This is a genomic window from Pseudomonadota bacterium, from assembly GCA_018823285.1.
Taxonomy (GTDB): domain Bacteria; phylum Desulfobacterota; class Desulfobulbia; order Desulfobulbales; family JAGXFP01; genus JAHJIQ01.
The window spans coordinates 154,718-179,884 of the sequence record JAHJIQ010000007.1 but is presented as its reverse complement, the minus strand read 5'-3'; the positions used below and the strand labels follow the sequence as shown (position 1 = coordinate 179,884).

The following is a 25,167-nucleotide window of genomic DNA, read 5'->3' as shown; positions in this document are numbered from 1 at the left end:
GTACCCTCGGTTTGAGAACCTCACGATCCTTGCGTTCCCTGGAGCTGGTATCCTGCAGGCCTCCCCAGATACAGGGTCAGATCAGTCCGCACTGCCTGGTTTCCAGATTCATCGGCAGAGACAACTTTTATCTCTACCAACTGGATATCCGGATCGGGAGTATTCTGCCCCACCGCCTGCCAGTTCCAGCTCCGCCCGGCCATGACCGCGACGCCTTTCTCGCCCTCCTTTTTAACCCAATTGCCGGCTAACTGCAGCTCCGCAGCCTTGTTCATAGCCACCCAGTGGGCCAGGGTCTTGTCCTCGATATAGCGGCTGTTGTCGATGATCACGTTGTTATTGGTCAGCGCGGTCAGGGCGACAATGCTGAAGACCGCCAGCGCCACCAGAATCTCAAGCAGGGTGAAGCCTCTTTGCCCGAAATCATGGCGGCTCATCAACGCACCAGCTGGTTCAGTTCAAAGATCGGCAGGAGGATGGCGAGAACAATCAGCAGCACCACCCCACCCATAACCAGGATCAGCAATGGTTCGAATACAGCGGTGGCGAGACCCGCCACCATTTCGACCTCCTTTTCCTGGCTGACTGCCGCCTGGGAAAGCATCGTATCAAGCTCGGCGGAGGCTTCCCCGCTGGCAATCAGGTGAATAACCATCGGCGGAAAGCATTTGCTCGCCGCCAGTGCCCGGCTCACACTTTTGCCCTCCCGGACCCCTTTGGCCGCTTCGGTGACCGCATCGCGGAGGACCCAGTTATTCATGACTCCGGCCCCTACCTTCATTCCGTCAAGAACCGGAACCCCGCTCGCCACCAGCATGCTCAAGGTTCGAGTGAAGCGCGACACATCAAGGGCTTTCAGGAAGCGGCCGACCACCGGCACCGAAAGCATCGCGCCGTGGACCTTTTTTCTGATTCCGCCATAACGCATGAGACTTCTGGCCGCGAACAACAGCAGGATCAGAATCACCAGCAATACCGATCCGTAATGACTGAAAAACTCACTCGCCGAGATCACCAATCGGGTGAGCACGGGCAATTCCTGGTCAATATTCCGGAACACGGTAATGATCTGCGGTACGACATAGGCAAGCATGCCGATTACCACCAGCACCGCCACTGAAGTCAGGAGCACCGGATAAGCCATAGCCAGGACTATTTTCTGGCCCAGCTGCTGTTTGAACTCGGTATATTCGGCAAGCCTTTCAAGGACCTGATCAAGCCGCCCCGACTGCTCACCCGCTTCAACCGTAGCCCGGTAGAGATCGGGGAACACCTGCGGGAAATCAGCCATCGCCCGGGCCAGTGACATCCCTTCCATAACCTTGGCCCGGACTGCAGTCACAACTTTTTTAACCTTCGCACTTTCCGACTGTTCGTTGACAACATCAAGCGCCTCACCGAGAACCGAGCCGGATTTGACAAGGGTGGCAAGCTGCCTGGTGAAAAGAGCGAGGCCGGTGGCCCCCATCCCGCGAGACAACATTCGTCCCCCCACCGCTTTCGCTGTGCCGCCCGCAACAGGCTCGACCGAGACCGGCGCCAACCCTTTATCCCGCAGCACCTGTCGCACCTGCCGCGGGGTATCGGCGGACAGGACCCCCTTTTCCAGCCGCCCTTGAGCGTTTAATGCTGAATATTCAAATGCGGCCATGCGTATCCTCCGGCTTCGCCGGATATGCAAAATGCAAAATGTAAAATGCAAAATAAAAAGCAAATCATTTTACTTTCCATCACCCTGTTACCTGCAATTCATTACCGAAATTATCTTCTACCGGCACTTCATTTTGAATTTTACATTTTGCATTCTACATTCCAATCGTCGTCCCTTCCTCCCTGGTGACCCGGACAACTTCTTCAAGGGAGGTTTCTCCTGCCAGAACGCGGCGGATGCCGTCGGCCCTGAGACCTGGATTGCGGTGACGGGCATACTCTTCCATCTCGTGCTCTCCCGCTTTCTCGTGGATCATCGCCTTGAGTCGCTCATCAATCTCAACCAGCTCATAGATCCCGGTCCGTCCGTCGAATCCCTGGCCGCTGCATGACTCACAGCCGGCCGGTCGATAAATCGTCACCTTTTCTTCCGGTCTCAAGCCCAGCAGCCTGCCCTCAGCCGCTGTCGCCTCATAGGAAATCCGGCATTTGGGACACAGCACCCTCACCAGACGTTGGGACAATACCCCGCTCAGGGTGGAAGAAAGCAGAAAGGGCTCGACCCCCATGTCCCTGAGCCTGGTTACCGCGCCGATTGCGGTGTTGGTATGAAGAGTCGAGAAAACAAGATGGCCGGTGAGACTTGCCTGAACGGCGATCTCGGCTGTTTCCCGGTCCCTGATCTCACCGATCATCACCACATCCGGGTCCTGCCGGAGAATTGCCCGAAGACCCCGGGCGAAGGTCATATCCACCCGGGTATTCACCTGGGTCTGGCCGATACCGTCGAGATTATACTCGATCGGGTCTTCCACGGTCATGATATTGCGGCTCGACCTGTTCAGTCTGGAAAGGGCCGCATAAAGGGTGGTGGTTTTCCCCGACCCGGTCGGCCCGGTGACGAGGACGATGCCATTCGGCTGATGAATCAGCCTGTCGAGGGCAGCCAGGCTGTCCGGATCCATGCCCAGATGCTCAAGGTTCAGACGTCCGGCCTGTTTATCGAGCAGCCGGAGGACAACCCTTTCCCCAACTGCAGAGGGGATGGTCGACACTCGAACATCCACCGGCCTGCCGGCAATGAGCAGGGAGATCCGGCCGTCCTGGGGCAGCCTTTTCTCGGAAATATCGAGTTTGGCCATCACCTTGATTCTGGAAATGATAAAGGGGGCAAGAATCCGGGACGGCTGCAGCACTTCCCGCAGGACCCCGTCTACCCTGAACCTGATCTGCAACCTGCTCTCGAAGGGCTCGATGTGGATATCCGAAGCGTTTTCCCTGACCGCTTCGGTAAAAATCCCGTTTAAAAGCCTGATGATCGGGGCATCATCTTCACTATCGAGAAGATCTTCGGTTTCCGGGAGCTGCTCGGCCAGCGCCTGCAGATCAAGATCCTCTGAAAAATCCCCGGCCATCTGCATGGCGCCGCTACTGTCGTTCTCGTAAAATCGCTGCAGAATTTCATCGAACCGGCCAGACTCCGCTGCCTCAAGTTCCAGAGGTACGGCGGCAAACCGTCTCACCTCGTTCAGGATCAGCGGCTCCACTCCCGGTCGGTAAACAACCCGGGCCCTTTCGCCGGAGACCTCGGTGATCAGCAAACCGTGTCGTCTGGCGAAAGAGTACGGCAGCTTAATATTTCCAGCGGGTTCCCCGGTCATGATCGTTGCTCGGTAAAATATGAGAATTTCATCAGCAGAAACCAATTAGAAGTGCCTAAAGTGAGCTAGAGTTTGAAGTGCCTAAAATTAAAGATTCTATCTGATCGTAAAGCGACCACAACTTTAGGCACTCTGGTCACTTCAAACTTTAGACACTCAATAACTTATTCCTCGGCTTTCCCTTTTTCCGGCAGCACCGGGGCCACGGTATCCGGAAGCAGCGACACCCCTTTGTCATTAAAATCCTGCTGCAGCCTGCGCATATAATCATATTTGTCGAAAGTGATCCGGTTGCCGGTATCATTGTCCCTTAAAATAGTCGGCCGCAGGAACACCATCAGATTCTTTTTTTCATGGCTGCTTTTTTTATAACTGAACAGCCAGCCCAGAATGGGTATTCTGCCAAGAATCGGCACCCTGAAAACAGAATCCTGAATGTCATCCGAGATCAGCCCTCCCAGGACAAGAATCTTGCCGTCTTCAACCATCACCGTTGTCCTGATCATCCTGGTTTTGGTTGTCTGCAGACCGATGTTGGTAGATGAGACGGTACTCGCAAGATTTGAAACCTCCTGCTCAATACCCAGCCTTACTGAATCCCCCTCATTGATCTGGGGAGTCACTTTGAGTTTAATACCCACGTCTTTCCGCTCATAGGTCGTAAAAGGGTTTTCCGGATTATTGTTTCCGGTCGAGGTATAACTGCCGGTGGCAAAGGGAACATTGTCTCCGACGGTTATCTCGGCCTCCTCGTTGTCCAGTGTCACCAGCGATGGCGTTGAAAGAATATTGGTATTGCCGTCCTTTTCCAGAGCCGAAATCAGAGCGCCAAGATTCAGGATCTCGGAGCCCAGAATATTGACGGTCCCCTTCATGTAACCAAGATTGAAACCTGAGAGAGCCCCGAAAGCCGCGACATCTGCACTCAGCCCATTAATCCCGCCGGGCGCTGCTTCACCCCCGATGAAATTCGTGCCGCCGATAACCCCTTCATCAGAGGCGGAAGTAACATCGGTGGCACGCCACTGAACGCCGAGCTCCGCCCCCTTATCGGTCGACACTTCGGCAATGATCGCCTCGATCAGGACCTGGGTTCTGCGGATATCGAGCTTGTTGATCACCGACTGGATCTCCTTCATCACCGAAGGCTGGGCGGTTATGATCAAGGCATTTGTCGTCTCGTCGGCCTGGATATTGAAATCCGTTCTCTTTTGCACCTGGGCATTTTTTTCACCTTCTTTTTTCCCTTCCTCCACACCCTTCAAAATCGGCAGCAGGTCTTTTGCCCTGGCATAGCGGAGAAAAACAACCCTGGTCGCCCCTTCGGTTTCCACCGGCGTATCCAGATGAGAAATCAGGGCACGTGCCTTGATCACATTAAATTCGTTACCGCTCAGGAGAATGGCATTGGTTCGTTCGTCGGCAATCAGCCGCAGATCATCTCCGGGCGGGGCGCCCTTGCGCGCGGCACCTTCAAGCCCTTCGATCACCCGGACCACATCCCCGGCATCGGCATGCTCAAGACGCACAACTTCAATTTCTCCTGATCTCGCCTGATCGATCCGCTCAACGATTTTGATCAGCCTTTCGATATTGGCTGCCCGGTCCGAGATGATCAGCATGTTGCTCTCAATCTGGGCGGCAAGATAACTCTTGGTCGGCACCAGCGGCCGCAGGATCGACACCAGTTTCTCCGCCGGGAGATGTTTCAATTTGTACAACCGGGTGACCATGCTTTCCGCGAGCGGCTTCTCGCTTTCATTTCCCTCGCTCAAATCCGCCGAGTCGTGCTTGACCCGGGCCAGGGGGACAATCTTGGTCACGCCGTTTTCCTCTATGGCCGCAAATTCATGAATCTGCAGCACGGAAAGAAAGATCGGATAGATCTCCTCTTCGTCCACCTCCTGGGTGGCGACAACGGTCACCTTGCCGGTGACTCGCGGATCGACGATAAATGTCCGCCCGGTAATTCTGGAGACACTGTTGATCACCGTCTGGATTTCAACATCCTGAAAATTAACGGTCACCCGGCCTGCGGTATTCTTTTCTGCAGAGTGGACAGAACCCACCGACAGGAATATTGCCAGGAACAAAAAGATCCCTGCTGAGAAAATCTTCAACCTGTTTTGCATAATTTTTTCCACTCTAATGTGCTTTGATCCATTGCCGAAGTGTGCTGCATTCCATCTTCGGTTTCGCCGCATCAGTTTCCTATTCTGTAGACCCTTGACTCACGCTTTCCGTTCCGACTGATGGTGATCCTGACCTCGGTGGCTTCGGCCATCTTCTGGTAGACCGCAAGCCCGTCATGCACGCTGTTCAGAGGCACGCCGTTCACTTCGTGAAGAACATCTCCCGGCTCAAGCCCAAGGTCCCTCAGAAGTTTGCTGCCACGGGCCGATACCAGACGATACCCTTTCTGGATATTGTTTTCCCGGTATATTTCAACTCCGACTTCTCTGGCCAGGGATGGAATATCAGCAAGCCTGCCGTTCCAGTAATCCCTGCCGATCTGCCAGTTTACCCCATCGCCTTTCGGCTTGATGCCACCGGCAGGTCTCAGGCTGCCGGACGGGATCTCTTTCTCCTGCCCCGTAAGAAGAAGGGTCTCCAGCACGCCACCCCGCTGCAGAATCACCCGATCGAAAAGGATTTCAACCACAGTAGCATCACCCGGCACCTTTTCACCCGGGCCGTAGAGTTTCTCAAGGTCGGGCTTATTCTTTTCCGCGATAACCGCCATCGCCCGACTGACCGGGTCGGCCATCACCACCCCCTTCAGAATCAGCGCCAGCGAGGTAAGCGGAACATCATGGCTCGGCCCCGGTTTGGATATCCGGGCTGAAGTACTTACACCAAAAAGCGGCAGCTCCGCCGCTGAAGAGCCGGTTTCCCCGGAAATACCTCGGAGGGCAGTTGCTCTGCCGGTTCGCTCCGGCAGAGCCGCCGAACGAATTTCGCCGTCATTGCGGGAAGAACCCACAATCTTCCAGATCAATCCGGCACCCTGCCAGGCAATAATGACCAGTAAGAGAATCGCCGCAAAACCCCTGGCAAGCTTCAACCCGCCGGAAGGATCGGGCATTGATCTGAAAATTAAATCCACTGTCTCTGACAACCTCTTTATTTTACTGCCTCGCAGAAAACACCCTGCCGCACGTCCATCGTCACTACAGAATAACCGTTCTCCTGATATAGTTGACAACCTCTTCAGGGTCATCCATCACGTTGAACAGAAAAAGATCATCCTTGTCGATATTCCCGTTCTTTTCCAGAAGCTGCTCTTTAATCCAGTCGATCAGACCGCTCCAGAAATGACTGCCGACCAGAATAACCGGGAAGGGTTTGATCCGTTTGGTCTGCATCAGGGTCAGGGATTCGAAGAGTTCATCCAGAGTGCCGAATCCTCCCGGCATACATACAAAAGCCATGGCATATTTGATGAACATGACCTTCCTGACAAAAAAGTATTTGAAATCCAGGGGCAGATTGGCGTACGGATTTGGCTCCTGTTCAAACGGCAGCGTGATATTCAGCCCGATCGACACCCCGTCTGCCCGGGTCGCTCCCATGTTGGCCGCCTCCATGATCCCCGGGCCACCTCCGGTTATGATCGGATAACCCGCTTCGGAAAGGCGGCTGGCGATTTCAACGGTCAGCTGATAGTAGTGATTATCCGGGGGCGTACGAGCTGAGCCGAACACCGATACTGCCGGATGTTTCAGTGCAGACAAGGTATCGAATCCGTCCACAAACTCGGACATTATCTTGAACAGCCGCCATGAATCTCCGACATTGAAATTATCGAGGCTGTACTGCTGATTTTCGTCATGCAGCCCCGGGATCAAACATCTGGGCATCTAGATCTCCTTGTTAATGATTATAACTGGTGTTTATTGATATCTTTTTCTCTTTGGCCAGCATCCGGCCGGCAAGCCTTTCCTTTCCCATCGAATCATAAATCTCTGCCAGAATCCCGACCGCCTTGACGTTTTTTCTGTTCAGGCGCAAACTTTTCTGCAGATCGGTTATTGCGCCACCAAATTGCCCCTGACGATATTTCACCAGACCCAATCGATACCAGTTATCCCACAGGGTATCATCAAGTTCCAGGGCCTGCCTGCAGAGATCCAGGGCAAGCTCACCGCCCTGACCTTCAATATCATACACTTCACCCAGCATGCTGAGCACCCTGGCATCGGCCGGGTTATAGACGATCGCCTTCTGGAGACACTCAACCGCCTTCCCATTTTCCCCAAGATTCCGCCACGCCTCACCGAGACAGCGAAACGCCGCGCCGAGCTCCCACCCGGCCCTGCTTCCGGTTGAGTCAATGGTGTCCTTTTCGAGCAGCCCGACCACTTTATCATATTCTTCAGTCCGGCAATAAACTCCGGCAAGCTGCAGGGCCAGGTCGAAATTCCCTTCACTGCCGGCAAGGGCTTTTTCAAGATACCCTGCCGCCAGATCATCCCTCCCGTTTGCCAGCCAGGCCGCTCCGAGATTATAGAGAGCCATGTAGTCCCGGTCATTCATCTGCAGCGCCTTCTCGAAATACCCGGTCGCCGCTTTCAGGTTGTCCAGTCGTGCATGAGCGACCCCGATACTGTTCAGAAGATTGATGTTTGCCGGATCAAGGGCAAGCCCGATCTCGTAATCCCTGATGGCGCCGATGATATCCCCCTCGTTGTAGTAAACATCGCCGCTGACGTTGAACGAAACCGAGTCGAGCAGCACCGCACTGCCGGGACCGTAATATGAGGAGTGATACAGAGCCTTCCTGGCATTGACCGGAATCTCCCCCCGTTTATGGTCCAGACAGGGAAAATCCGCGACCCCGGCAGAACATGTCACGCCGTGGTCACGTTGCACCTTTTCCTGCAACAACTTAACCTTATCCAGAGCGGATGGACCGCGGATATCTTTGTACAGTAAAAAGATCGACCTGGTGTCGAGCCCGACAAAAACAAAATCATCACCACTCATCTTCTTCAGAAAGTCGGTTATGACCTTTATCCCCTCGTCCGCTTCAGTGGACAGGGCGACGACGGAAAATTGCTCAAGCCCGCGCCACAGTGATTTAAAGACGTTGGCGGTTTTCACCATGAGCGGACGGAAAGGATGCTTGTCGAGTTCGGCCTGGCTGCAGTAGGTGAAGCGGGATAAAGAACCGCGCTGCCTCGCCTTCACCACGGCGCTCCAGGCCAGATCAAAAACCTTCTCCGCGCCAACGGCTGAGTAGTCTCTGACCTGGATCATCCCGATGTGACATTTGGGGATTCCATCAAGCTGAAAACGATGCAGCACCACATCGGCCATGTCTCTCGCCTTGCCGAGATCGATGTCCCGCCAGAACATGGCGAAGGTCCCGTTTCCGAGATGGTAAATCGGCACCGAACTGCCGGCCATGGACCTGATCGATCCGGCGACCCTCTGCAGAAAAGCCAATCCCTGGGCGGCATCCCGGTGCCTGGGATAAATCTCAAGGAGGACCAGAATCGCATCTCCTGCCCTATTCACCAGAGAAGAGAGCCCCCGCCGGAAAAGCACACTGTTCAAAAGGCCGGTAAGCGGGTCGGTGCCGTTCACCTTAATTTCGAGAAAATTTTCGCTGATCAGGCCGCTGTATTCCAGTAATGCCTTGACCGAGTATCTCTCATAAAGCGACTGTTCCCCGCCCGTCAGAATCGCTGTCGCGTAAGGCGCATTACCGGACCAGACGGGCAGAAACATCATCGGGACCTCGTTATCGACAACGGGTTTGCCTTTTTTCCAGACCAGTTTCAGCCCGGCCTCCCATTCCGGAGGCAGCTCGCCACCGGATTTTGCGGACAAGCTCCAGGGAACAAGATCAACTCTCCGACACGGAATCAGACTGTTCACCCCATCGGCAAATGCCGCCCGATAGGTTGTGAGGTCTTCTTCGGTCAGAACCGGATCAACCCAGTGATAAGGGGAGCTCATCAATCGGCTCCAAACACGTGGAGTAAAATTGAAGCCAGGCGAGGAATCCGCTCGGCGGGCACAGTGCGCATGTCCAGGAGGAACCGATCACTCTCGATCCGGCCGATCACCGGCTCCTCACTTTTCCGCAACCGCTCCTCAAGTTCGTTGACCGAGAAGACTTCAGGCTCCAGGGCCACCGCAACCGTCGGCAGATCCTGCTCCGGCAATGCTCCGCCGCCAACCCTGGAATCGGTCCGAACGTTTGAAACCATGCACTTTCCGCGCAGCTGCTTCTTTATCCGCCTGGACAACCGGTTCGCCTTGGCGGCTATCGTCTCACGGCTCATGCTCAGCATGGCCAGAGTCGGAATTGACGTCAAAGCCTTTTCCTCATCAAAATAAAGCCGCAATACCGCCTCCAGGCCGGCCAGAGTGAACTTGTCGATCCTGAGCGCCCGGTTCATCGGATTCTTCTTGATCTTTTCGATGATCTCCCGCTTGCCGAGGATAATGCCCGCCTGGGGACCACCGAGGAGTTTGTCGCCGCTGAAGGTGACCACGTCCACTCCCGAAGAGACCACTTCACTGACCGTTGGCTCTTTCAACAATCCGAACCGGGAGAGATCTATCAGACAACCACTGCCAAGGTCCTCCATTACCGGAATGGTGCGCTGCCGTCCAAGTTCAACCATTTCCGGAAGTGAAACCTCCGAGGAAAAACCGATCACCCGATAGTTGCTGGTATGGACCTTCAAGAGCAATGCGGTCTCTTCAGAAATAGCAGATTCAAAATCACGGAGATGCGTCCGGTTGGTGGCCCCGACCTCGATCATCTTCGCACCGCTCCTGGCCATCACATCGGGAATCCGGAACGAGCCGCCGATCTCCACCAGCTGGCCGCGGGAAACGACCACCTCCCGGCCCTTGGCCAGGGTGTCGAGGGCCAGGAGCACCGCTGCCGCATTATTATTGACCACCAGACCCGCTTCCGCACCGGTCAGTTCGCAGAGCAGCCCTTCCACGAGGCTGTACCTGCTGCCCCGGCGGCCGGTTTCAAGATCGAATTCAAGATTGGAATAACCGCCGCCGACCAGATGGATCCGAGCCATGGCCTCTTCCGGGAGCACAGACCTGCCCAGATTGGTATGAATAACCACCCCGGTCGCATTGATCACCCCCCTGAAATTCGGCGAGTTTTTCTCAGCCAGTTTCTTCCGGAAGAGGTGTTCCAGCTTTTCCGGCGCAAGGTCTTTTGCGTCTACCGGCTCGCCCGAAAGGATTGCCTCCCGGCACTCCTCCAGCACCTCCCGGACCACGCTCTTGGCCTGTCGCCCAATCTCCAGCCCTTTCCCTTCAAGTATCCCGAGGAAATCATCCACCTTCGGGATGGCACGCAACAGCTTCTGGACTGCTGCCGGCACCTTTTTCTTGTTGTCAGTTTTTTCTGTCATCACCGATCCGATTATTGTGACGGACACCTGCGGCCCGGATTATACGATTCTGTCCATAACCATTTGAAAACCTTACCGTTTTCGTATGAATATGTCAATTCCGGGTTCATCTGATAATCTTCCGGAAATCATGCGTGAATAAGGAATACAACAAGTTGCTGGTGCACTCACGGCAAATTTCTCACCCGACTCAAAGTTACTTATAAAGTTACTTATAATGAAGGGTATCAAAACCGACTGTATAGACGACCTCCGATTCAATTGTCAATCGACATTGAGACTGCTCAACCATATGTTCCAGAGTGCCAAGAAGTACTCAGTAGTGTAAATTTAGCTCCATGCCGGTTTTCCAATTAGACCAGAATATCGCCTTTCCCCCTCCGCAACTGGCCCGGGAAGACGGGCTTCTTGCCCTCGGCGGAGACCTGTCTCCCGAACGATTGCTGCTGGCCTACAGCCTCGGAATTTTCCCCTGGTACAGCCCGGGGGAACCCATCCTCTGGTGGGCGCCGGACCCGCGCCTCGTTCTCTTTCCCGACGAACTCAAAATCTCCCGCAGACTGTCCAGAACCATCCGCCAGGGAATTTTCACCATTACCTTTGACCGGGATTTTAAAACCGTGATCAGAAGCTGCGCGGAAGCAAAGCGAAACTCAGGCCCCGCCGGCACCTGGCTTGACGAGGAGATGATCGAAGCCTACACCAGACTCCACGAACTTGGTTATGCCCATTCGGTCGAATGCTGGAAAAACGATATTCTCGTCGGCGGTCTTTACGGGGTTGCCCTGGGAAAAGTTTTTTTCGGGGAATCGATGTTCAGCCTGGAACGGGACAGTTCAAAAATCGCCCTCGCAGCCCTTGTAGGTAAACTAAAATCCTGCGGCTTTGATTGCATCGACTGCCAGGTCAGGACCGAACATCTGATCCGGATGGGCGCAAGGGAGATCAGCGGCAACACCTTTCGGAAAATCCTTGCCAGGCATATTGATCAGCCAAAAACACTTCGTTCCCATACCTGATTCATTCCTGATAGATAAATTTTAAAGCAGAGCATATCCAAAACAAACGTACCCATATTGCCCCCTTATATTTTTTGAAGCCATCCCGACACAGGTAAGTATTTTTTAAGTAATTCCAGCAATTAATTGATGATTAAAAAAATATTTACTTGACTTTGCTTTTTCTCTCACCTGACACTGATTATATGCATCGCATCCCATAGTGGGCTGAAATGCATCATAAATTATTACGGGGGAGGAAGACATGCAGATGAACGTCATTATCACCTGGAAAAAACTCGTTATTCTGGCGATGGGATTTCTGGCCGCCTTCGGCCTGAATCTCATGAGTGCGCCACCCGTCTCGGCTGGAGACTGGGGGGTCTGCAAAGAGTGTCACGACGAAGTCGCGGCAAAGTTCGACAAAAGCTTTCACGGCCGCTCGTGGATGGCCCAGGCAACCGGTTCAGAATGCAGTTCATGCCATGGTTCGGCCGATAAACACGCCGATGATCCCGGCAAGCACACGATCATCACCTTCGGCAAGGATTCGAAGCAATCCGCCGAAGAACAGAGCGCAAGATGTCTTTCCTGCCACGCCGGGGCGAGCATTCTCACCTTGTGGGACATGGGTTCCCACAGCAAAAACGATGTCGCCTGCGTTTCATGTCACAAAATTCATCAGGAAAAACAAGTCGTTTCCCAGCCGGACACCTGCTTTGGCTGTCACCGTGATGTGCGGGTTGATTCCAACAAACAGTCTCACCATCCGATTATTGAAGGCAAGGTCAAATGCTCGGATTGCCACAATCCGCACGGCACTCTTTCCCACCATATGATCAAGGCGGAAAACGTCAACCAGCTCTGCTACCAGTGTCACGCGGACAAACGCGGTCCTTTTATCTGGGAGCATCCGCCCGTTGAGGAAAGCTGTGTGATCTGTCACTCCCCGCACGGCAGCAGGCATGCCCAGCTCATGACCGAAAAGATCCCCAACCTCTGCCAGGACTGTCACGACTGGTCCAGACATCCTGGAACCATCTATGATGCTTCCAGCACTTTTGCCGGCACACCCAGCAGAAGGGTTGTCGCCAGGGGATGCATTAACTGCCACAACATGATTCACGGCAGTTCACTTTTCCAAAAATCCGGTTTCGCGAGATAAGGGGAGGATCTTACAATGAAGAAAAAACACATGAGAGATTTCAGTATTGTTGCACTCTTTCTTTTTGTCACCCCCGCATTAGCAACCGCGGACGAATCGGTTGCCGTCAAGCTGGACGCCGGAATGAGGCTTTCAAGCGGCATCAACCAGAACAGTGCCAAGTTTGAAGAATACCGGGATATGAACAATGACGCCTTCGGTTCGATGACCGTCGATGTGTTCAAGCCATCCCACGACCTGGGTATCAGCGCTAAAAATCTGGACCAGGACGACCAGGAGCTGGCCCTTGAGGCCAATCATTTCGGGAAATACAAATACACCCTTTACCATAACAAGCTGATCCATAATCTATCCTATGACTCAAGCACTCCATTCACCAATATCGGCACCAACAACCTGGTTGGGGTGAATGGCGGCGTGGCCACCGGCACCTGGCAGCATTTTGATTATTCCACCTTACGGGAAAAATCAGGCATTGACTTCGGCGCCTACCTCGGCGAAGGGCTGTTTACCTCCATCAAGGCCAGCCGGGAAGCAAAGACCGGGCTCAAACCTCTTGGCACAGGCTACCACAGCAATTCCCTGGAAATTCCGGAACCTGTCGACTATGTCACCACCGACACGTCAGCGAAATTCGGCTACAAGTCAAAAGCAATGGCCGCTTCACTGACCTTGCAACTCAGCAAGTTCACCAATGAAAATCTCTATCTGCAGTGGGAGGATATTATCGGCGCAGCCGGCACTCTCGGCAACACCAACGTCCTTGCTCCGGACAATTATTACCGGAAGATTTTCGCCGATCTGGCCTGGTACCATCTCCCGGCCGACTCCACCCTGGGTGTCCACCTGAGCCATGCTAAACTGGAAAGCTCAATAACCGCTGCCGAAACCAACCAGACTGCGCTGCCTACCGGGCTCAACACCACCGACTTTGACGGCGACATCACCTACAACTCTTTTTCTGCGGCGTTGAACTCAAAACCGACAGACAAAATTGACACCAAGGTTTTTCTGACCCACCAGAAAAAATCGAATGATTCAACTGCAATCTCTTACACCGACAACCTGATCACAGTTGGCACCGGCAACCATCTGCAGGCCTATACCAAGCAGAACGCAGGTCTTGAGGGCGGGATCAGATTGCCGCAGCGAACAAAACTTGATGCGGGTATCGAGTACCTGAGTGTCGAGAGGTACGGACGCCACGATCTCGAAAAAACCACCGACAATATCTTTCATCTCAAGGCGAAAAACAGCGCCATTGACCTGATGACCATCAAGGCCAGTTATCAGCGGATGGAGAGAGAGGCTGACTATCATGACACTTCTGCTAACTTCCTGAACAACGACGGGACAGTCAATGTTGACGCAGAGATTGAGAAATATCTCCGCCGTTTCGACGCCACCGACAAAAGCCAGGACAAAGTTGGATTTGGCCTGGAGCTCTATCCGGTCGACTCCGTTGATCTTGGCTTTGACTACACATATGTGACCAATGACTACGACCAGACCACTTTGGGCCGCAAGGAAGATACCGCTCATAAAGTCTATGGCGATGTTCTGTGGCGTCTGCCAAACAAGGTCACTTTAAGTGGCTTTGCAGGCTATGAAACGACCGAGGCAGACTCAAGGATCAGGCAATACGCCAACAACTCAGCCCTGACGGACCCGGCTGGGACCAGCAATGCCACCAACTTCAACTGGACCAGTGTCATCAGCAGTGATTTCAAAACCTACGGTGTTGCGACACTCCTGCCGGTCATCGCCGACAAGATGAACCTGAAGGTCTCCTGGGCGTATCAGAAAAACGATGGCGATACCGACCTGACCCGTGAAGACGGCACCGCAGTTGTCGACCATGCCGAGATCGATGATTACACCAAGATCGTGTTCGACGTGAAGAGCATCTACAATATCGAGAAAAACATGGCCCTTACCGTAGGGTACATGCACGAGCAGTATGATTACAACGATGCCCTGTTCAACGACTACACCCTGGTCTTCGGAACTGACGACACCCTGAGTGGCGCTTACTCATATCAGGATTACAAGGTTGATATCGCCTACATCATGTTGTCGGCAACTTTCGGAAACTGACACATAATACATGAAAAAGAAAGGGGACGTCGATGATCGGCATCCCCTTCCCTGCACTCATTGCACAAAAAAACCCGCTGGGGAAGTTCCCCGGCGGGTTTTTTCATATTCAAATACGGACGAGAACTATTCCGCTCCTTTAAACTCGGCGACAAGCGCCTGGATCGAAGCCTTGGCGTCGCCAAAGTACATCCTGCTGTTCTCACCGAAGAAGAGGGCGTTCTGGATCCCGGCAAAACCGGGGTTCATGGAACGCTTCAGGACGATAACCGTTTTTGCCCTGTGGGTCTCGATGATCGGCATGCCGTAGATCGGACTCCCTTCGTCATTGAGCGCAGCAGGATTGACAACATCGTTTGCGCCGATGACCACACAGACGTCAATGGTGTCCATTTTCGGATTGATATCGTCCATCTCGACCAGCTGGTCATAAGGGACATTGGCCTCGGCCAGCAGAACATTCATATGTCCCGGCATCCGGCCGGCAACCGGGTGGATGGCATACATCACTTCGGTGCCGTTTGCCTCAAGCAACTCACCAAGTTCGCAGACCACGTGCTGCGCCTGAGCTACCGCCAGGCCATATCCGGGAACAAAGGCGACCGTGTCGGCCGCTTCAAGGATGTAGTAGACATCTTCGGCAGTGGCCGGCTTGATCTCGCCCTGAGGGCCGTCACCAGCCGCCTGGACCTTGGAGCCGAACCCCGAGAAGAGCACGTTGCCCAACGAGCGGTTCATGGCCTTGCACATGATCTTGGTCAGAATGATCCCGCTCGCCCCGACCAGGGCGCCGGCGACGATCAGCAGGTTGTTGTTGACCACAAAACCGGCGGCACAGGCGGCGATCCCGGAGTAACTGTTCAACAGAGAAATAACCACCGGCATGTCGGCCCCGCCGATCGGAATGACCGAGGTCACACCGAAGATCAGGGAAACCGCGATGATGACCATGAAAAAGGCATAATTGTCTGCAGGATTCATGGCGAAGATAACGCCGGAACCGATGGCGGTGATCAGGATCAGGGCATTGACGATATGCTGGCCGGAGAATACCACAGCCTTGCTGCTGATCTTCTCGGCGAGCTTGCCGAAGGCAACCATACTGCCGGAGAAAGTCACCCCGCCGATAAAAGCGGACAGAAACGTAACAACGGCGATGAAAACTGAAAGCTCGGGATGCTGATGATACTCACCCCAGGCGAGCAGCAGACTCGCAATACCACCGAACCCGTTGAACAGGGCGACCATCTCCGGCATGGAGGTCATCTCAACCTTATATGCCGCCACCAGACCGATCACCGAACCGATAAATACCCCGAGGGCAATCCACTTGTAATCAAGCCCGGCATTCATCAGGCAGACCACAATGGCTAGCAGCATGCCCAGCGCGGAAATCAGGTTGCCGCGACGGGCCGTTGCCGGAGAAGAAAGCATCTTCAAACCGAAAATGAACATCACGGCTGAAATGACATAGACAAAATTTATTCCCAGGGTCATGATGTTCATTTTGCCCCCCCTTCATCTTTTTTCTTGAACATCCCAAGCATCCGATCGGTTACCGCATATCCGCCGACCACGTTGACCGTGGCAAAGGCAACAGCCAGAGTGCCGAGGATGATGGCAATCTGCACATTGTCTGTTTTCACCGCAGCCAGGGAACCGATCAGAGTGATTCCGGAAATCGCGTTTGACCCCGACATCAACGGGGTATGCAGAGTTGAAGGCACCTTTGAAATGAGCTCAAACCCAAGAAATATCGATAGCACAAATACAAATGTTAAAAATACGGCTTCCATTTCGTCCTCGCTTATTTCACTATGCTTTTATAGGTTTCACTGAATATCTCACCCTCGTAGGTCATCAAGGCGCCCTTGATGATCTCGTCTTTGAGATTCAAGTTGAATTTCTTTTCTTCCTTGTTCCAGAAATGATCGACGAAATTCCCCAGGTTGGCGGAATACATCTGGCTGGCGGTGAGGGCAACCCGGCCGGGCAGATTGCCAAGACCCACGATTTTGACTCCTTCCACCTCAACGATCTTGTCCAGCTCGGAACCCTCAACATTGCCGCCGGTCTCAACCGCCATATCGATGATCACACTGCCGGGCTGCATCTGGGCAACCATGGCCTTGTCAACAATCCGCGGCGCGGGACGGCCGAACAACTGGGCCGTGGTGATGACCACATCGGCCTGGGCACAGGCCTTGGCCATCCCTTCCTTCTGTTTCCGGACCTGCTCCTCGGTAAGAGCTTTGGCATACCCGTCCTTGGTCTGCCCGGTCTCGCCGAGATCAATTTTTACAAATTTGGCGCCAAGTGACTTGACCTGCTCCTCGACAACCGGACGGGTATCAAAAGCCTCAACCCTTGCCCCGAGACGCCTTGCGGTGGCAATCGCCTGGAGACCGGCGACGCCGACACCGATAATAAAAACCCTGGAGGGCTTGATGGTTCCGGCCGGGGTGGTCATCATCGGGAAAATCTTGTCAAGCTGTTCAACTCCCAGCATGACTGCCACATAGCCTCCGAGATTTGCCTGGGAACTCAATACGTCCATCTTCTGGGCAATGGTAGTTCTCGGCAGCATCTCAAGGCTTATCGCACTGATTCCGCAGGTTCTCAGTTTCTCCAGGAGATCCTTTTCATTGAACGGATCAAGGTAACTGATATGGATACAGCCCTTTTTCATCAATTCAACTTCATCGATGGGGGGCTTTCTGAGTCTTAAGACGATGTCGGCGGACTTGATCAGGGCTTTTCGGTCACCGTTGACCGTGGCGCCGACTTTCTCATAATCACTATCCTGATACCTGCATGGCAAGCCAAGGCCGGACTCAATCTCTATAGCAGCGCCCAGCTTGACCAGTTTCTCCACTGTCGGCGGTATCATTGGAACCCTTGTTTCCCCTTCATGGAGTTCTTTCATTACCGCAATCTTCATTTGACTGCTCCTTATCGTTTATGCAGTATGGCAATTAGTAATGGCTTCGACACACGCACTCAGGAAGCACGAGTTCGAAACAGCCAATCAGGCTAACATTAACAATATTAACTGTTTAATTTTGTCGGTACTTTTATCGACAGACAGAAAACATGCCGACAAAACAGTACCGTTTATGACAAAACTGACAATATAATAAACAAAAACAGGCCGGCAGATTCCATCCGACATTGTGCTCGATATTCTCGGCCGGTTGGTGAAAATCCAAAGCTGATACCACACTTGCCATAAAAATGCACGACAAAAATCCCTCCGCCGACTCCAGCTTTCTCCTTTTACTGGAAGGCTTTGCAAACATACAGGACGACCACAATTCAACTCCGGCAGTCAGGATCACCACAGTCGTCAACAACCATTCTTGATACTTTATTATTCAAGGACGCAATAAATAGTAACCCCTCTTTTCTCCATTATTTTCTCTCCCTTGCAAAATGGGGCCGTTCTTCCTTGACATCTTTTTTTCACAGTTGTATTTTTGCTGATTCCGCCATCCCCCGCCGGTTGGAGATTTGCTATTTATCCAGCGTATCTGCATATTATTCCGCTGATTTTTCCGGTCTCAGCGCAGACGGCGTGGCGAGCAAAGAGTGCCAATGATTTTTTTTTGGTATGAACGTTGGCTGAAATGAAGCGGTTTATACTTCATACGAAGCCATCAAATTTCTGTGTCACAACTCAGAAACAATGAATCAACCACAAGGAGTTTAAAAATGTGCCGGTTAGCTATGAAAACCGCAAACGAGCCTTTTTCTCCCTATTCCATCCTGACGGCCATGGAGGCCATGCAGGAAGGATATGACGGCAGCGGCCTCGGCCTTCTGTTGCGGGGCCTGTCATTTACGGATTACAAGTACAATCCGGAAGATCCGATTCTTTCCGGCATCGCCCACTCCGAAGAAGCTCTCGGCCGTTTACATTCAATGATGAATGAGCGTGGATTCGTGCTGAAATACGATCATGAGTTCGATCTTGATCTCAGCAAAATCGAGGCGAAAGACAGATATAAATATGTGTTACGGGTTTACAAAAAACCCAGCGCCTGGGATTCTCTGGGCAAAGAAGAGATCGAGCACGAACTGATGATGGCCCGCCTCGCCCTGCGGGCGGACGGAGAAGCGCACGGTGGTGATCTCACCGCCTTTTCATTGTGGCCGGATGTCGTGATGATTAAGGAGGTCGGCTGGCCCCTTGAGGTCGGTGAAGCCCTGGGACTTCAGAGCGGCCGGATCAAAAGCAGGGTCTGCATGGCCCAGGGACGGCAGAACACCAACTGGGGCATCAATCTCTACGCCTGTCACCCCTTCTTCATCCAGGGCGTGGCAACCATGACCAACGGGGAAAACACCGCCTTTATCCCGATCAAGGACTGGCTTACCGGCAAAGGATACCCGGGATACATCGGCTATCAATCAGACTCCGAAGTCTTCGCCCACATCCTTCATTATGTGACCAAGCAGCTCAAGCTGCCTCTCCAGGCATACAAACATGTGATCACCCCGCTCAAGAACAATGAGCTGGCGGCCCATCCGCAAGGGACATTTCTCCGCGGACTCCGTGACGTCTGCCGCCGCCTGATTATCGACGGCCCCAACGCGGTTATCGGCACTCTGGCCGATGAGACAACAATTCTGGTCATGGACGCCAAAAAACTCAGGCCGGCAACGGTTGGCGGCAAGCCCGGCGAGTGGGCAATCGCCTCGGAAATGTGCGGCGTCGATGCGATGATCCCGGATCGGGACAAGTCAAAAGACTTCCAGCCCATGCGTGAACATACAATTATTATTCCTCCAGACAGACAGGAGCTAGTGATATGGTCTCAATTCGATCAATTCCCTCTGAACCAGGCAGCTTAAGCACCAACGACCTGCCCTGGGTCATTGAGCATCGCGAAGACAGGTGCACCCTCTGCGGCAAGTGCGCGGCAATCTGCCCGGTCAACACCCTGAAACTGACCTACATGCGCAAGCGCATGCCGAAACTTGTCCTTTCCTCAAGTGAAAGGGGAAGCTCCTACAAGACCTTCGTCGGCATCAGACAGAACACCGATCCGGCCAGACGCTGTATCGGCTGCGGCTCCTGTGCCATGGTCTGTCCAAACGAGGCGATCCACCCGGTCCACAACGAAACGGACCGCCACCGGTTTGTGAATACCAAGGGCGGCCAGGCTCCGACAAGGGGTGGGCGCCGTAACGTCCCGGGGCCGAACCTGCTGGACCAGATCTCTTTCAACCGGATCTCGATGCTGACCGACCCCGCTCTCGATGCGGGCAGGCACGAATTTTATATGAACACCCTGCTTGGCAGGGTCCTCCCGCCGGAAGAGTATCTCAGAAGACAGGCCGCAGGGGAATGGATCCCGCCGGTCCGGGAGATCTTCCCGTTCATCATCGGCTCCATGTCCTTCGGCGCCCTGTCGCCGAATATGTGGCTCGGCCTGCTGCAGGGCGTTGCCTATTGTAATGAAGTGCTCGGTATCCCGGTAGTCATGGCCACCGGTGAGGGCGGCTGCCCTCCCTGGGTCCTGAAAAGCCCGTTTCTGAAATACATCATCCTGCAGATCGCCTCCGGGTATTTCGGCTGGGACGAGATCATCCGGGCGATCCCGGAAATGCAGTGCGACCCGGCCGCCATCGAGATCAAATACGGTCAGGGCGCAAAACCCGGTGACGGCGGACTTTTGATGTGGTTCAAGGTCAGCAAGCTGATCGCCCGTCTGCGCGGGGTTCCGGAAGGCGTCGACCTCCCCTCGCCTCCTGTGCACCAGACCCTTTACTCCATTGAAGAGTCGGTGATGAAGATGATTCAGACCATGTCGATGGCCTGGAATTTCAAAGTGCCGGTCTATCCGAAGATCTCCGGCTCCAACTCCGCCAAATCGGTTCTGAACAATCTGGTCAGGAATCCTTACGCGTCCGCGCTGATGATCGACGGCATCGACGGCGGCACCGGGGCTGCATACAACATCAGTATGGACGCCACCGGGCATCCGATCGCCTCGAATCTCCGGGAATGCTATCTCGACCTCTGCGCCCAGGGCAAACAGAACGAGATCCCGCTTTTTGCGGCGGGCGGGGTCGGCAAGAACGGCAACGTCACCCAGAACGGCATGGCCCTGATCATGCTCGGCGCTTCCGGCGTCCACATGGGCAAGTTCATCATGCAGTCGGCCGCAGGGTGCCTTGGCAGTGAACGGAACCGCTGCAATGTCTGCAATATCGGCATCTGCCCGAAAGGCATCACCAGCCAGAACCCGAAAATCTATCGCCGTCTCGATCCGGACAAGGTTGCGGAGCGGGTTGCCGAGACCTTTATGGCCATCCAGACCGAAATGAAAAAGGTCATGGCACCGCTCGGGCGTTCGCAGAGCCTGCCGATCGGCATGTCCGATGCCTTGGGAATCAACGATAAAGCTGCGGCTGAGCGGCTTAATATCCGGTATGTGTGTTAAGGGGAGCATGATATGAAAAGAGCAATTGTGGTAAAAGGGCGTGACGATAACGGCCGGCGTATCAGCTCCAAAGACTTTGAAGAGTTGGTCCAGCAGGCGTTTGTAAAATCAGACAATCTCATCCTTGAAACCTATGGCCAGCATAATGTCGGCGGCAGGCTGAAGAACGGCGGCAAACCGGTCAAGATTGAGATCAACGGTCCCTGCGGCCAGCGTCTCGGCTGCATGGGAATGCCCGGCACCAAGATCGTCTGCAACGGTTCTGCTTCAGACGACGTGGGCTACCTGAACATCGGGGCAGAAATCACCGTCAAGGGAGATGCGACCAACGGGGTCTGCAATGCCACCGCCGAAGGGAAGATTTATATCGGCGGCTCCATCGGCGCCCGGGGTCTGACCATGACCAAGTGGAACCCGGAGTACAAGCGCCCTGAGTTATGGATTCTCGGCTCAACCGGCGACTCTTTTGCCGAATTCAACTGCGGCGGGATTTCCGTAGTCTGCGGTATCGATGCCAAAAACCCCGACAATGTTCTCGGCTACCGCCCCTGCGTGGGGATGGTTGGCGGCACCATCTTTTACCGCGGCAAAACTGATGGCTCCTATTCAAAGACCAATGTCAAGGCGATTCTCCCCACCGATGAACAGTGGCAATGGTTGATGGAGCGGATGCCCGGCTACCTGAAGGAGATCGGCCGCACCAGGCTTCTCAAGAAACTCTCCAAACGGGACGAATGGATGGTTCTTGATGCCATCACCCCCCAGGAACGCGCCCTGATGTTCTCCGGGCCAATGCCGATGGCTGAGTTCAAGCAGAAGATCTGGAACCCCGGTTTCGGCGGCGGCGATCCGATCCGCGATCTCGCCCCAGGTCTTGACCGCAGTCCTATCGGGATGATTGAAACCGGCGATTTGCGCCGCAAGAAACCCTTCTGGGCTAACCGTGACAAGGCAGCACCCTGTGCCTATTACTGCCCGGTTCACATTCCGACCATCGATCGCTTACGCCTCTTTCGGGAAGGCAAGGAAAAAGAAGCCTACGAAATGCTGATGGAGTATACGCCGCTTCCCGCGTCGGTCTGCGGCAATATCTGCCCGAACCTCTGTATGCAGAACTGCTCTCGCCAGGTTGTGGATGAAAAGATCGACGTCCAGATGCTCGGCCGTGCCGCCCGGGATGCAAAGCCTCCCAAGGCAGCAAAATCACTGGGCAAAAAAGTAGCGATCATCGGCGGCGGCCCAGGCGGCATGAACACCGCCTGGCAACTGGCCCGCCTTGGGGTTGAAGCGCACATTTTCGAAAAAGATGACCAGCTCGGCGGCAAACTCGCCCAGGTTATCCCCTGGGAACGGCTGCCGAAGGCGATCTGGGATTCTGAGATTGCACGCTTTCTTTCCGTAAAGAACATCAAGGTCAATTTCGGCGTCACCATGACCAAGGAGAAGTTCGCCAAGCTCAAAAAAGAGTACGACCATGTTGTGGTGGCCGTGGGAACACACCAGCCGCGCATCATTCCATTCCCCGGACATGAAAGAGTCATCCCGGCTCTCGACTTCCTGAAGGACGGGAAAGGCGCTAAACCACCGAAGATCGGCAAACAGGTGGTGATCATCGGCGCAGGCAACGTCGGCTGTGACGTGGCCTGCGAGGCATATCGGCTTGGTGCCGATCAGGTGACTCTGGTGGATATCCAGAAGCCCCTCGCCTTCGGCAAGGAAAAAGAAGCGGCCGAGGCCCTGGGCGCCACCTTTAAATGGCCGGTCATGACCAAGGAAGTCACCAAGGATGGGCTGATTGACGCTGCCGGCCAGCTGATCCCGGCCCAGACCGTAATCATCTCAATCGGCGATATACCGGCTTTGAAATTCCTGCCTGATACCGTTGAGGTTGTAACGGTCGGCGGCGCCGGCTGGATCAGGTGTGATGCAACAGGCCTCACCTCCGACAGCAAGATTTCGGCCGTTGGCGATGTGGAAAGACCGGGTCTTGCGACCAACGCCCTCGGGGCCGGGAAAAACACCGCCCAGGCGATCGTAGCCCGTTTCAAAGGGGAAGCATTCAAACCTTTTGTCAAGGATGTCGTCGCCCAGTGTGATCTGACCCACACCCATTATGAGCCGTTGCCTCTTCCGGCAGCATCACCGAAGGAAGTTGCAGAGCGGTGCCTGAGTTGCGGGTCTTGCCGGGACTGTCATCTCTGTGAGACCATCTGCCCGACCCAGGCCATCTCCAGAGAAACTTTTGATGATTCCTATCGCTACGTTTCAGACGACAGCAAGTGCATCGCCTGCGGCTTCTGCGCCGACACCTGCCCTTGCGGCATCTGGGTCCTGCAGCCGTTCTGATATTTATTCATCTTTAACCGCAAAAAGGCCGATCTCCATCGAGATCGGCCTTTTTGTATTCAACGACATATCGCATTCAAATGATCTAATCTTTTAGCGCGAAATAAATCGCCTCCGCAATCACTGCAAGCTCATCATCACGAATAATAAACGGAGGCATGGTATAGACCAGATTGCCGAAGGGTCTCAACCATACCCCTTTCTCAATGGCCCGTTGCTGAACTCTGGCCACATCAACCCTCTCATGGGTTTCAACCACCCCTATTGCACCCATGACCCTGACATCTTTTACCCCTGGCAATTCGCGGCACTTTTCCAATCCGGACCAGAACAACCTCTCGATATTATTAATTATTTTAGACAGATCATACGTCTCAAGAAGACGAATACTCGCCAGCGCTAACGAGCAGGCGAGCGGGTTTGCCATATAGGTCGGCCCGTGCATCAACATCTGCAGGCCGCAACTGGAAATAACCTGACTGATCTCTTGCCGGGTAATGGTTGCAGCAAAACTCAGATACCCACCGGTCATCGCCTTGCCAAGACATAAGATATCCGGAGTCACATTGGCATGATCGCAGGCAAACATCCTGCCCGTCCTGCCGAAACCGGTGGCGATCTCATCGGCGATCAGGAGTACTCCGAATTCATTACAGAGGCGTCTGATCCCGGCGACCAGCTCCGGCGGGTAAAAACGCATCCCGCCCGCACCCTGGACGACCGGTTCAATAATGACCGCAGCAATCTTGTGTGACTCGGTTTCGAGAATGCTTCGCATATCCGCCAGCCGGTCTGCATCGACAGGAGGGAATATGTCGGCAAAATACTGTGCCATCAGCCGGTCGCCGAACATGGCGTGCATCCCGGACACCGGATCACAGACCGACATGGCCCCGAAGGTGTCGCCGTGGTAGCCGCCGCGGATGGTCAGAAGCCTGTTTTTCTCAGGCCGCCCGAGCGAGAGCCAGTACTGGAAAGCAATCTTGATCGCCACCTCGACCGCAACCGAGCCGGAATCGCAGAAAAAAACCCTTGAAAGGTCACCGGGGGTGATCTCGGCAAGTTTTCGGGCAAGTTCCACTGCCGGTTGATGGGTCAACCCGCCGAACATGACATGGGCCATCTTGCCCAGCTGTTCAGTGACAGCCGCATTCAAAACGGGATGATTGTATCCATGGACCGCCGCCCACCAGGAAGACATCCCGTCGATGACCTCCCGACCGTCGGCAAGCATGAGCTTGGTGCCACTGGCCGATTCGACCGGGTATGGATCAACTGTAGCCGGAGCGGCAGCATAGGGATGCCAGATGAGCTCCCGGTCGATCCTGATCAATTCATCAATCCGTTTCCTGTCCACAGTCGCATCCTTCTTCAACTCTTCAAAGCAACAAATTTTTTCATCTT

Annotated in this window: 18 protein-coding genes; 6 read left to right on the top strand and 12 right to left on the bottom strand. The window is 54.1% G+C overall.

The window, feature by feature from the left end; genetic code table 11:
* Positions 1 to 20: 20 nt before the first annotated feature.
* From gspI to selA, 8 genes are all read right to left on the bottom strand, one after another.
* A complete protein-coding gene (gene gspI, locus KKG35_02745) occupies positions 21 to 437 on the bottom strand; it encodes a type II secretion system minor pseudopilin GspI (GenBank protein MBU1737032.1) in 417 nt (138 codons plus the stop codon).
* Entirely contained in the window at positions 437 to 1,651 is a 1,215-nt protein-coding gene (gene gspF / locus KKG35_02740) for a type II secretion system inner membrane protein GspF (protein ID MBU1737031.1), read from the bottom strand. The genes gspI and gspF overlap by 1 nt, the downstream gene beginning before the upstream one ends.
* 154 nt (positions 1,652 to 1,805) lie before the next feature.
* Complete coding sequence (gene gspE / locus KKG35_02735; protein ID MBU1737030.1) at positions 1,806 to 3,311, bottom strand: type II secretion system ATPase GspE; 1,506 nt, start codon at positions 3,309 to 3,311, stop codon at positions 1,806 to 1,808.
* Positions 3,312 to 3,475: 164 nt separating this feature from the next.
* Entirely contained in the window at positions 3,476 to 5,443 is a 1,968-nt protein-coding gene (gene gspD / locus KKG35_02730) for a type II secretion system secretin GspD (GenBank protein MBU1737029.1), read from the bottom strand.
* A gap of 71 nt (positions 5,444 to 5,514) precedes the next feature.
* Positions 5,515 to 6,417 (bottom strand): hypothetical protein, encoded by a 903-nt coding sequence (locus KKG35_02725; GenBank protein MBU1737028.1) that lies wholly within the window; start codon positions 6,415 to 6,417, stop codon positions 5,515 to 5,517.
* A 64-nt stretch (positions 6,418 to 6,481) separates the two neighbouring features.
* Positions 6,482 to 7,171, bottom strand: a complete 690-nt coding sequence (locus KKG35_02720) for a TIGR00730 family Rossman fold protein (GenBank protein ID MBU1737027.1) — start codon at positions 7,169 to 7,171, stop codon at positions 6,482 to 6,484.
* A gap of 13 nt (positions 7,172 to 7,184) precedes the next feature.
* Positions 7,185 to 9,275, bottom strand: coding sequence for a tetratricopeptide repeat protein (locus KKG35_02715; protein MBU1737026.1), 2,091 nt, complete (start codon positions 9,273 to 9,275; stop codon positions 7,185 to 7,187).
* Positions 9,275 to 10,708, bottom strand: coding sequence for an L-seryl-tRNA(Sec) selenium transferase (gene selA / locus KKG35_02710; GenBank protein ID MBU1737025.1), 1,434 nt, complete (start codon positions 10,706 to 10,708; stop codon positions 9,275 to 9,277). The genes KKG35_02715 and selA overlap by 1 nt, the downstream gene beginning before the upstream one ends.
* 338 nt (positions 10,709 to 11,046) lie before the next feature.
* Here selA and aat point away from each other — a divergent pair, with 338 nt between their 5' ends.
* The 3 genes from aat to KKG35_02695 all read left to right on the top strand — a co-directional run bounded on the left by aat (position 11,047) and on the right by KKG35_02695 (position 14,968).
* Positions 11,047 to 11,727, top strand: coding sequence for a leucyl/phenylalanyl-tRNA--protein transferase (aat, locus tag KKG35_02705; protein ID MBU1737024.1), 681 nt, complete (start codon positions 11,047 to 11,049; stop codon positions 11,725 to 11,727).
* 244 nt (positions 11,728 to 11,971) lie between these two features.
* Positions 11,972 to 12,871: a DmsE family decaheme c-type cytochrome gene (locus tag KKG35_02700; protein ID MBU1737023.1), complete on the top strand. Its 900-nt coding sequence runs from the start codon at positions 11,972 to 11,974 to the stop codon at positions 12,869 to 12,871.
* A gap of 15 nt (positions 12,872 to 12,886) precedes the next feature.
* Complete coding sequence (locus KKG35_02695) at positions 12,887 to 14,968, top strand: MtrB/PioB family outer membrane beta-barrel protein (GenBank protein ID MBU1737022.1); 2,082 nt, start codon at positions 12,887 to 12,889, stop codon at positions 14,966 to 14,968.
* Positions 14,969 to 15,094: 126 nt separating this feature from the next.
* Here KKG35_02695 and KKG35_02690 read toward each other — a convergent pair whose 3' ends face one another.
* From KKG35_02690 to KKG35_02680, 3 genes are read right to left on the bottom strand one after another with little or no spacing between them, the layout of a single operon-like run.
* Positions 15,095 to 16,474, bottom strand: a complete 1,380-nt coding sequence (locus KKG35_02690) for an NAD(P)(+) transhydrogenase (Re/Si-specific) subunit beta (protein MBU1737021.1) — start codon at positions 16,472 to 16,474, stop codon at positions 15,095 to 15,097.
* On the bottom strand, positions 16,471 to 16,764 hold the full coding sequence (locus tag KKG35_02685; GenBank protein MBU1737020.1) for an NAD(P) transhydrogenase subunit alpha: 294 nt from the start codon (positions 16,762 to 16,764) through the stop codon (positions 16,471 to 16,473). Before KKG35_02685 ends, KKG35_02690 begins: the two co-directional genes overlap by 4 nt.
* Before the next feature lie 11 nt (positions 16,765 to 16,775).
* The gene (locus KKG35_02680; GenBank protein MBU1737019.1) at positions 16,776 to 17,909 is read right to left on the bottom strand and encodes a Re/Si-specific NAD(P)(+) transhydrogenase subunit alpha; all 1,134 of its coding nucleotides are present in this window, start codon (positions 17,907 to 17,909) and stop codon (positions 16,776 to 16,778) included.
* 770 nt (positions 17,910 to 18,679) lie between these two features.
* Between KKG35_02680 and KKG35_02675 the strand changes: the two genes are divergently transcribed.
* From KKG35_02675 to KKG35_02665, 3 genes are read left to right on the top strand one after another with little or no spacing between them, the layout of a single operon-like run.
* Complete coding sequence (locus KKG35_02675; protein ID MBU1737018.1) at positions 18,680 to 19,822, top strand: glutamate synthase; 1,143 nt, start codon at positions 18,680 to 18,682, stop codon at positions 19,820 to 19,822.
* Entirely contained in the window at positions 19,780 to 21,417 is a 1,638-nt protein-coding gene (locus KKG35_02670; protein MBU1737017.1) for a 4Fe-4S binding protein, read from the top strand. Before KKG35_02675 ends, KKG35_02670 begins: the two co-directional genes overlap by 43 nt.
* Positions 21,418 to 21,429: 12 nt before the next feature.
* A complete protein-coding gene (locus KKG35_02665) occupies positions 21,430 to 23,763 on the top strand; it encodes an FAD-dependent oxidoreductase (protein ID MBU1737016.1) in 2,334 nt (777 codons plus the stop codon).
* Between the two features lie 85 nt (positions 23,764 to 23,848).
* Here the strand turns inward: KKG35_02665 and bioA are convergent, their stop codons facing one another.
* Positions 23,849 to 25,120: an adenosylmethionine--8-amino-7-oxononanoate transaminase gene (bioA, locus tag KKG35_02660; protein ID MBU1737015.1), complete on the bottom strand. Its 1,272-nt coding sequence runs from the start codon at positions 25,118 to 25,120 to the stop codon at positions 23,849 to 23,851.
* Between the last annotated feature and the right edge of the window lie 47 nt (positions 25,121 to 25,167).